This window comes from Leptothoe sp. PORK10 BA2 (genome assembly GCF_034932105.1).
Taxonomy (GTDB): Bacteria; Cyanobacteriota; Cyanobacteriia; order Phormidesmidales; family Phormidesmidaceae; genus Leptothoe.
This window is the reverse complement of the sequence record NZ_JAYGIG010000014.1, coordinates 61,974-71,430: the sequence shown is the minus strand read 5'-3', so window position 1 is coordinate 71,430 and position 9,457 is coordinate 61,974. Positions and strand designations below refer to the sequence as shown.

9 protein-coding genes are annotated in these 9,457 nt (G+C 51.7%); 2 read left to right on the top strand and 7 right to left on the bottom strand.

What is annotated here, in order from left to right:
* The first annotated feature begins 161 nt into the window (after positions 1 to 161).
* On the top strand, positions 162 to 818 hold the full coding sequence (locus tag VB741_RS06290) for a hypothetical protein (RefSeq protein WP_323364297.1): 657 nt from the start codon (positions 162 to 164) through the stop codon (positions 816 to 818).
* A 41-nt stretch (positions 819 to 859) separates the two neighbouring features.
* Here the strand turns inward: VB741_RS06290 and VB741_RS06285 are convergent, their stop codons facing one another.
* From VB741_RS06285 to VB741_RS06270, 4 genes are all read right to left on the bottom strand, one after another.
* A complete protein-coding gene (locus tag VB741_RS06285; protein WP_323364296.1) occupies positions 860 to 1,678 on the bottom strand; it encodes an outer membrane protein in 819 nt (272 codons plus the stop codon).
* 383 nt (positions 1,679 to 2,061) lie between these two features.
* Positions 2,062 to 4,266 carry a phosphoketolase gene (locus tag VB741_RS06280; protein ID WP_323364295.1) on the bottom strand — a complete coding sequence of 735 codons (2,205 nt, stop codon included), beginning with the start codon at positions 4,264 to 4,266 and terminating at the stop codon, positions 2,062 to 2,064.
* A 294-nt stretch (positions 4,267 to 4,560) separates the two neighbouring features.
* Entirely contained in the window at positions 4,561 to 5,781 is a 1,221-nt protein-coding gene (locus VB741_RS06275) for an NAD(P)/FAD-dependent oxidoreductase (RefSeq protein WP_323364294.1), read from the bottom strand.
* Between the two features lie 132 nt (positions 5,782 to 5,913).
* Entirely contained in the window at positions 5,914 to 6,129 is a 216-nt protein-coding gene (locus tag VB741_RS06270; protein ID WP_323364293.1) for a DUF2811 domain-containing protein, read from the bottom strand.
* Between the two features lie 606 nt (positions 6,130 to 6,735).
* On the opposite strand from VB741_RS06270, the gene VB741_RS06265 reads away from it, so the two are divergent.
* Complete coding sequence (locus tag VB741_RS06265) at positions 6,736 to 6,957, top strand: hypothetical protein (protein ID WP_323364292.1); 222 nt, start codon at positions 6,736 to 6,738, stop codon at positions 6,955 to 6,957.
* Between the two features lie 48 nt (positions 6,958 to 7,005).
* Here the strand turns inward: VB741_RS06265 and VB741_RS06260 are convergent, their stop codons facing one another.
* The 3 genes from VB741_RS06260 to VB741_RS06250 form a co-directional block, all read right to left on the bottom strand.
* Positions 7,006 to 7,224: a DUF2811 domain-containing protein gene (locus VB741_RS06260; RefSeq protein ID WP_323364291.1), complete on the bottom strand. Its 219-nt coding sequence runs from the start codon at positions 7,222 to 7,224 to the stop codon at positions 7,006 to 7,008.
* Between the two features lie 1,012 nt (positions 7,225 to 8,236).
* Positions 8,237 to 8,899 carry an HAS-barrel domain-containing protein gene (locus VB741_RS06255; RefSeq protein ID WP_323364290.1) on the bottom strand — a complete coding sequence of 221 codons (663 nt, stop codon included), beginning with the start codon at positions 8,897 to 8,899 and terminating at the stop codon, positions 8,237 to 8,239.
* A 169-nt stretch (positions 8,900 to 9,068) separates the two neighbouring features.
* The gene (locus VB741_RS06250) at positions 9,069 to 9,260 is read right to left on the bottom strand and encodes an NAD(P)H dehydrogenase subunit NdhS (RefSeq protein ID WP_442786302.1); all 192 of its coding nucleotides are present in this window, start codon (positions 9,258 to 9,260) and stop codon (positions 9,069 to 9,071) included.
* Positions 9,261 to 9,457 lie beyond the last annotated feature (197 nt).

Below are 9,457 nucleotides of genomic sequence, written 5' to 3'. Positions count from 1 at the left end.
TCCCTGCTGTGAAGTTAGGAATTTTGGAGGCAGGGATATCTTGGTCGCAGTTATTTTCTATTCGATATGCTGTCTAGCCCACTGAAGCCAAGTGTTTCAAGGCACCCAGTCGACGGAACCAGTGCCTGCTGTGTACCTTAATCCTATTTGGGGCTGGGATTTTGGTTGCTCCGTTTGACCAACAGGGGCAGATTTTGCAATATTATCCCTTTCGGGTAGGGGATTTAATGCTGGCCTTGGGGGCGGCATTTTTCTTGGCGCTGGCCCTGGAAAAACTATGGCGGGGATATCGGGTGGGTGCGATCGCAATTACCCTAATCATTCTCATCGGCTTTGGGGCAGAGGCCACCCGTTTTTATCACAAGGGCATGGCCCTACAGGATTTCCCCAGTCAGGAGCAGGGGGTCAATCCTGAGCAAAAAGCCACGGCCAGTTGGCTTAAACACCATGTCCCCGAGGGTGAGGTGGTGGTCTCATCGCCGGTGGACCTCGACAGACTTCCCTGGCTGTCAGAGCACCCCAGCATCGCTAAGTTTCTGTTTGTCCCCAGTGCCTCATCCGCCGATGTCGAAGCCTGGTTTAATCGCATCACCGATCTGGGGGGTGGGATTGACTTACTCAGCTATGTGGACCGGCGCACCGACGCCCGGCGCGAAATTAAAGCAGCCTTAACCGCTGCCTATGATGGCCTCGATACTGCCCAAATGCTTGCCCTAATGGACAAATATGACAGCCGTTATGCCGTTACCAATGCAGGACAGATATTAGAGTTACCTGTCCTGGATGAAAACGTCCGATATCGGATCTACGGTCGTTGAACGGTCGTTGAATGGTTGTTCAACTATCCATTAGAACTGCATTAGAACTGATACTGAGCCCCCAATTGGACGGAATGTACCAATAGGGTATCGGCATCGAAATCAGCCCCAAAGGCTTCAAAACCTTGCCCTGGAATTCCATGTAAACGGTAGCCTAGAAAAGCACTGGCCTGATCGCTAATGGCATAGTTCACCCCAGCCTTAACCTGAAAAACAAAACTGACCCCGGTGTCATCCAACGCCAATGCACCCAGACCCGGTACATTCGCCTCAACATTATTCGCATTGAGGGTGGCCACACCCACACCCCCCCCGATATAGGGACTAAATCGGCTGTTGGTGGGCATATCGTAATACCCATTCACCATGAACTGAGTCGACTTAATGTCTCCGTCTAGGGGAATTTCAGCCAGGTTGTTTACCGTGACACCGTCCACATTGTTGTTGTTATAGGCCACCTCTAGTTCCATTCGGGCATCGTCAAACCGATAGCCCACAGCCCCATTAATCCCGAATCCAGTCTCAGTATCTAAAGAAATATCGACTGGAATATTAGCCACCACAGCGGGAGCACCAGGAAATATAGGTGCTGTAACAATGGCCACCGGCCCGTCCGACTCAATATCAACGGGATAGCCAAATACCAAATTTGGCGCTAAAGAGACATACCAGCCATTTTCCCTAGCGACTTCGGTTCGTGCTTGCGCCACCAATAGGGCTACATCGTCGTCTTCGGCCTCAGTTTCAATCGGTTCAATATCCGGAGTCTCCATCACCTGGGCTGATACAGGAACCGCTACCCCTGCAGAAAATATTGCTAAGACAGCTGACGTCGCCAATAAACTTGTAATGTTACGCATATCAAGTTTTGCCTCTGAGTGGATGACTTATACTATGGCATGCCTGTCATAGTATGCTACATAACACTTTCCGCCCGCAAAACTGTTACACCGAGACATTAACCATAGTTTCCTATAGCTCCCTCCCTGGCGCTAGGCGTCCCAAGGTTTTTTAGTTCAAATGAACTAAAAGAAGAAGCTCCTACCACCATAGGCAAGATTGCTGACAAAACCTAAGCAAAATTACGTAAACGGACAAAACGTCTGGGATGAGCGGTGACGAAAGTCATCTCAAACCTTTCTCAAATAAACCAGACCTGAGATTGTGACCTTGCCCATGGGTCACAATCTCAATTATCCATACATCCATGGTGGGCACCCATGTTTTCTAGCCCAACCATCTTCTAGCCCAACAGCAGGGCCTGACTTCGCTCGGCTAGGGCCTGGGCCGTTAAGCCATTAAAAGCCATCAGCTGACCTGCACTAGCAGTGGTTTCGCCTCGCTTCCAGGCCATCACATCACGGGGTGCGGTACTGCGCAACATCACAGGTTCCAGCATGGCGCTGGAACCACCCGTGACACCGATCAGGGCATCGCCAGCAAAGAATTCGGCAAATGCTGCGTCGTCTAGGAACGTTCCGTCATTATCGCGACATGTTTCCCACGCAACGTCACTGGGCCGATAGAGACGGCGAGGACTAACCAGGGCCACAATTTTAGAGCCAATGCCTGCCTGGGCCAACGTCGCCGTTGCTTCGAACACCGGCAACAGCATCATGTCCCCCACCACCGCAAACACCACCGTCTTCTCTCCGGGGGTTTCCTGGAGGGTAATAGCACCGGTTTCCAGGGCCTCCTGGGTCTGGGCCAAGGTGGTGCGCACGGGCAAAGGAGACTTACTGGCGGTAATGGTAATGCCCTTATTGTGGGTGCTAAGGGCCCAGTCATAACAAGCTTGAATACTGTTGGCATCCACCGGAAATAGGGGGAATACATTACCGTTGCGCATCATGGCGGCAAAGTAATTCTCAACTTCGGGTCGCTGGTGGGTCCAACCATTGCGCCCCTGCTCTAACGCCCCGGCAGTAAAGAGACAGATGGTGGAGGGGGTATTGCGCCGCAGCTCCGCCATGGCCTGGGTGACGGTTTGCCAAATGGGCAGGCCATTGATGGCAAAGGACTCATAGGAACACCACAGACTGCGACCGCCAAATAGGGCCTGGGCGGCAGCCATACCGGCGCAGGCATCTTCGCTTAGGGGTTCATAGACCTGGCCCGTGGGCCCCTGGAAGTACAGATCGTCGGTGGTGGGGTGAACAATCTTGAGGGCCTGGTTAATGTTGTTGATGCCTGAGGCGGCGTTACCATCGGCGTTGGTGACCACAAAGGTGGTATCCTGTTGCCCCACGTGCCCCACCAGCAAACCCATGGCGGTGGTGGCGATTTGCTGATCGCCAGCCACGGGAAATTCCTTCAGGGGTAGGGTGCCTAAGTCTGCCAAGGGCAGCTCTGCCTCGGTGACGGCGGTTTTCACATTGGGGCCACCGTTGGATCGCTCAAAGTTTGTTCGCACTAACTCCCAGCCAATGGCGGGCAATGCCCGGGCCTGGAGGGCAGACACAACATAGTCCTTTTCGAGGGTGTCACCGGGATACAGGTTGTGGGATTGGGCCCCCCGCTTATGGACGCCCGCCCCTTTGAGTTGCTTCACGATCAGCACGGTGAGGGTGCCCGATAGGGCCTGCTTAGCAGCCCGGTCGGTGGCTTCTAGCAGGGCTTGGGTGAAGGCCATACGCTGCTTTAGGGAGAAGGCGGTGCTGTCCACATAGGCCCCGGGCTGGTCAGTATCGTCATAGTCCTTGGCATCCAACAGAATCACGTCTTTGAAGCCGTTGCCCCGCCAGTAGGCCACCATGGCCTCGTTCGACTGGGTGGACACCATGCTGTGGTGTTCCTGGGAGAAGCCGTTCCATACCAAAATGGGCAGAAAATTAGTGCTCTGGGGATAGGCCGTGGTGAAGTGGCCGATGCTGCTGATAATGTAGGGTTCCCCCAAACCGCCGTCGCCAATGGTGACGGGGAATAGGGTGTTGGGGTGGAGCTTGGCCCCGACCATGGCAAAGTGCTGACCTTGACCCAAGGGACCCGCCGGATTTAACAATCCGGGAATTTGGCCTGAAAGGTGGCCGAGTAAACCGTCGGTTTCGCGGAAGCGATCGCAAAGTTGTCCCACGGTTTCAATCCCCATGGCTTCCAAGGAACGGTCTAGAAAAACCGTGCTGTAGAAGCCAGGGGCATGGTGCCCCACCTCTGTAATTAAATTCTTGTAGCCCAGCATCACTAGGGCCGCAATGCCATCGGCAATACTGGCAAACCCACCGGGGTGGCCCGACTGCTTGCTGGCGGTCATTTGCAGGGTCAAATAGCGCAGGGCATCCGCCGCCAGGATGGTTTGGTAGACCGCTTTGGGATCGGTGGGGGATGCGATCGCACTCGCCCCTGCACCAATGGCCGCCCCATCTAAATAAGCCGTCACCTCAGCCGGGGGCTCACCAAAATATTGAATCCCGTCACAGAAAGCCGGAGTGGTGTAAGCAGTTACCGTCATGGTCTTCAAACCTTTGAACTAAATAGATGGGCAACAAATAATCAAGCGAGCAACGAAAGTGATCACTCGCCCATGGGCGATCAGGTTGACCGGGCTCCACAGATGTCAAAATCATAGCCTATTTTCAATAGCAAACTGGTTTATCATAGATAAAAGCAATAATCATGCCGATGGCCGAGGCAGTTTCTCCGTCCATGGGGGCGTTTTTAGATGGCTGGGCCTATTGTTTGGCCGCAGAGCTCTACCGGCTGTAGATATTATCTGCGGGTCAATCGTCCTGCGGCCGTTGATGAATTAAGTTGTTGTGTCCGGAGGAGATTTTTCAAACCTGGTTACCAGCATCTGTCCTAGCAAACGGTCTGACAAGCTGTCCAATGCAGTCTTTTCCCCATTCATCGCCCAACTGGCAAAGCGTTGAGCGATGGGCAACAATATGGCAAACGGGCTGGTAAAACCAGAAAAGAGATGCAAACCCTCTACGCCAGGGAGGGGGCCAATCAGCGGTAGCTCATCGCGGCTAAAGGTGACTAAACAATGCCTCCAACGGCCAGGGACATTGGCTAGACAGGGTACCTGGGATGTTATTCCCTGGCGGATCTGAGCTTCACTCTGGGCTGCATCAATCGCTTCAGTCCCCAGATCCGTCCGAAAGCGACTAACCTGTCCCAAATAGGTGGACCCATCTAAAAACTGAATCATCCCGGCATCCAAAATGGGCGGGGCAATTTCATCGGGGGGCCCATCCCACCGGCTATCGGTAGCTGGGTCGCTGGCAGTGGCTTCTGCCTCAAACCGGGTGGCGATACCGGGCATAATCAGCGCCCGCAATGGCTGCTCCACCTTGGGTAAGGCCACGATTTCTGCGTGGGTGTGGTAAAGCGGCACCGACAGACGAGCCTGATGCAACAGTCGGCGGCTGTTGCCCCCGGCGGCGACCACAACATTGCCTGCGGCATAGGCCTGACTGGCGGTCATGATGCCGGTAACCCGGTTGTTAATGTGTACTAACCCAGTCACCGTTGCCAACATGTGTTGCCCGCCCAGGCGGCGAAAGGCTTGATTAAACCCATCGACGGTTTTAATCGGGTTGACATGGCCATGCTTGACGGTAAAGGCTCCGCCAATGGCTGCTGGATTTAGCTGGGGTTCAATCTCTTGGGCCTCTTGAGGGGAAATGAGGCGGGGTGCGATCGCAAACTGCTCATACTGCCTGGTCAAACTCTCCCCATCCACATGGGGGGGGAACGTCAGCAACAAATCTAATTCCCTAAACTCAGTCTCAGTTTCCAGCTCATCCGATAGTTGCCGATGGCGCTCAATCCCCGCTTGGCATAACTCCCGAGTGATCTCGTTGGTCCCCGACCAGTAGGCAATGCCACCATAGCTACATCGGGTGGCGCTGTCTGGGTTGCCATCATCCACTAACAGGACCGACAGCCCCAACCTTACCAGCTCGTAGCTCAGGGCCGCCCCCGCCAAGCCATTGCCAATGACAATCCAGTCAAACGTCTCCATTCCCCATGCCTTTGGTAGTTATCTTTGATACTTAGACAGCCCCAGCCCTAGGACTGCATTACGATGCCCGCTAGTGAGTCTTTCAAGGAAGGACTCACTAGCGGGCATCGTTAAAATTTATCCAACCATTGACTACGCTGCACAGCCAAATAGGCTATCCAAGTAGAGACTATTAACATGGGGTTTGTTCACCCCGTTCTGCAAAAGAAACAAGGAGAGAGCGGCCTGCATCATCCGCTCTTGACTCCATAATTCATGGGTATCCAAATAGTCTTGAATAGACAAATGTAAGTCTTCGGGAATCTCCACCATCAGGCTGACAGTAACCGGAACTGTAACTGGATTCATAGGATCTAAAGCTCCTCAAGACGTAAACACCACAATTTTTAACGAGTTTTTTAACGAGTTTGATAGCCGCACCCTCAACTCAGCGCACCCTCAACTGATCGGTAGGTAAAAACTACTAGCACATCCGATTGATTGGAGCTTCATTGTGCAGGAGCTCCTAGAAATTGGCAACGCTCAAAATTCTTTAGATTTTCCTAATAGCTTTTTGGGTGGAACGAGACTCTAGTACTTAAGTTATTGTTTTATTTGCATTTCGTTACAATCCAACAGCCCTAGCGGTGGCAATATCTTTTCCACAAAGGCCCTGTACCGAATAGGTTTTCGTATTAACCTGGGGAAAACCCTGGTCGAGATGGGGAAAACCTTGGGAAAACCTTGGGAAAACTCCATGGGATTGTTAAGAAATATGTTTTTAGCTTCACATAGGGCCTTTGTGTATTGCTCTGGTGGCGATAAAACTTTCGGGGTATGCTTTTTAGCTTTATTTCCCTGTCGTCGGTGGATCTGCTGAGAGCTCTAGTTTGCTGCCGAGCGGCCCCGATTTAGGTTAATTTTTTTTACTCAAGAAAAAGCCCTTGCCGATCACGGTAGAAACCGGAGGTGGTTATGGGTGAGTGGGGTGGAAGTCCTTTGGCTAGTCATATCTTGGGGGTATGGTTGCCGGTCCATGGAGGCGATCGGGTATGGGTGGTTGCGATCGCAAAGCCAACGGCCCCTTACCTAAAGGCTATCTGTCTGGCTATCTGTCTAACGATCCCAGGGAAGCCCTCCTCGATTCACAACAAAACAGCCTTGACCATGCATGGTCAAGGCTGTGGATATCGATGAAAATGTTAGAGAGAAATGTTGAAGAGAAAACGCCAGCAGGCAAGTAGGCTAAACTGCACAGCCAAATAAACTATCGAGATAGAGACTATTCACAGAGGGTTGGTTCACACCATTTTGCATTAAAAAGAGAGAAAGTGCGGCCTGCATCATTCGCTCCTGACTCCACAGTTCGTGGGTATTTAAATAGTCCTGAATCGACAGATGTAAATCTTCGGGAATTTCGATCATGAGACTGACGGTAGATGAGGTGGGAGTTATCGAAGTCATAAGTTTAAAGTTGCCTGAAACCATAAAAACAACAACCAACGGCCTGGGCTGCTAATGCTTGCCCCATCGCTGCTACACAGGAGTAGCAACATCGGAAACACAGAGCAAGGAAGACTTAACTAGGCCATCTGATTGAGTGGAGTTTCATTGTGCGGGAGGAAATACCAATTAGCAATGCCTCCCTTGCTTTAGATTTTCCTAATGAGAAATTGGGACTGACGAGACCAAGAGGGTTAAGACACTTCTTTCGTTACATAACGCTATATTTGACCACAGCTTCCCAGCCGATGGGGTTTTCCACAGAAGCTCTGAATGCATTCAACCTTCCTAGGAAACCTGGGGAAAACTCGGCTGAATCTGGGGAAAACCTGAGGAAAGGCCTGGGGAAAAATCGGTTAATTGTAAAGAAATGTAAAGTAGTGAATTTACGGAGTTTCCACGGACTTTATGGCTACTACTAAGGAAGTCATAACGTCTGTTTTGAATTTGGAACCATGAACGGGGCCAAACTTCAAGTCCATCGTCATAAGTCTGTTGTGCAGGATAGGTCAGCTTGGCCAGGTTTAGCCTGATGCTACAGATATAAGAAGCCCCCATGGGCGCTAAGGCTCATGGGGGCTTCGGTTTAGATATAAGGTTTTACGCAATAAAACGGTCTGCTTACTTAGATATGGAGTTAAGTCTAGGAAGTTATGCAATAAAGTGGTCTTTGTATGTACTTACTTTAAGCGAATGGGGATGCCTATCGACACCCCTGGGGGGTAAGACCATCTACTCCTTACATTATTATCAAGCTTTCTTGTTTTGTATCTGTGATTACTGAATAAGGGGGTGATCTACTATCTAATAATGGGTTCTTAGCACGTAGGAATCTGATCGCCAGAGGCCCATGTCCGATACTTGTGGTTTTTGAAATAGCCCTTCCAGTGGGACTATTTCAAGAGCTTCAGGGGCCTTTTGGGGTGGGCAAGTCTCAGGGGACGTTGGTTTTTTACCCATGGTGAAACCCTGACTAGGGATGAATTTGGTTCAGGATCATTCGCAGCCGATCATAGTCATCCTTGAGCAATGTCCCCACCGTTCGCCCCGCCAGCACCAGCCATTCCCGTTCAAATTGCCGCAGCTGATACACTTCACGAATTGCCGCTGCTACTAAGCTTTCGCTGGGCACATTGCTCACCTGCAACAGCGTCCGTAAAAAATCCAACTCATCCGTGAACCCGATCACTTCATCCGGGTCACACCGATAGACTGCCTGATGTACCTGGGGTGGCCGTGGGGGTAAATGCTGGTAGCATCGTCCGTCGACTACCCGGCGATTTTCAGATTCCACCGTCTGAAACCCCACAATCGCCACCCGAAACTCCGTCTTGAGCATTGCAAAAATCTGTGGCTGCTGCTGTCGTAAATCCTCTAGGGTCATACCCAATGCCCGTGCCCGATGTACTGAGTCAATGGGGCTGGTGGTGGCATGGTAGACCACTCCATAAATTTGGTTACTGGCTTCTTCGTCAAACGACTTTACCCAACTGCCAAAGGGAGGCATCGCTGGAAAACTCAAATCCTCTGGCTCCAGGCATTGGGCCAAAAACTCGGTGGTTGCCGTTTCGATTACCTCAGCAATGTGGGCCGGGTTGCGATCGCGGTTAGCCAGCTGGGGTAGGGGAAGACGCATAGTTCTGGGACATAGTACAAACGTCTTTAGTACATTAGCACCATGTCTGGGAAATGGCATCTTACATCTAGTCCCGTATGCCTTGATGCTTGGGGGTATGCTTTAATGCGATCGCACCTTAGAGCCTGATGATTACAGTCTGGGGCATGCACCAGGCAAGTCCCGGCTACTACTTTTTGCCACGCTTAGGTTTAACCACCTCAATCTCAGACATGCGGAAGGTGACCAATTTATCCCAGTTGCCACCCTCAAATAGCACCGCCACTCGGCCATCGGTAATGCGCTGCACTAAGCCTTGAAACCCATAGTATGTATCGTTTACGTTCGTCACCTTCACGGGGGAGCCGGGCAAAATTATCATGGGCCATCACTTCGTTAGAGTTTCATTTATTAGTCTAATACCTTGGCAGAGTTAAAGCCCTGAAATGGTGGGGGACCTCACCCTAAATCCCTCTCCTGGGAGGAAAGGGACTTTGAGCCCTCTAACACCCCTTCTCCTTCCAGGAGAAGGGGCCGGGGGATGAGGTTCTTCGCCGCTCGAGTCTCACCACCAAACCC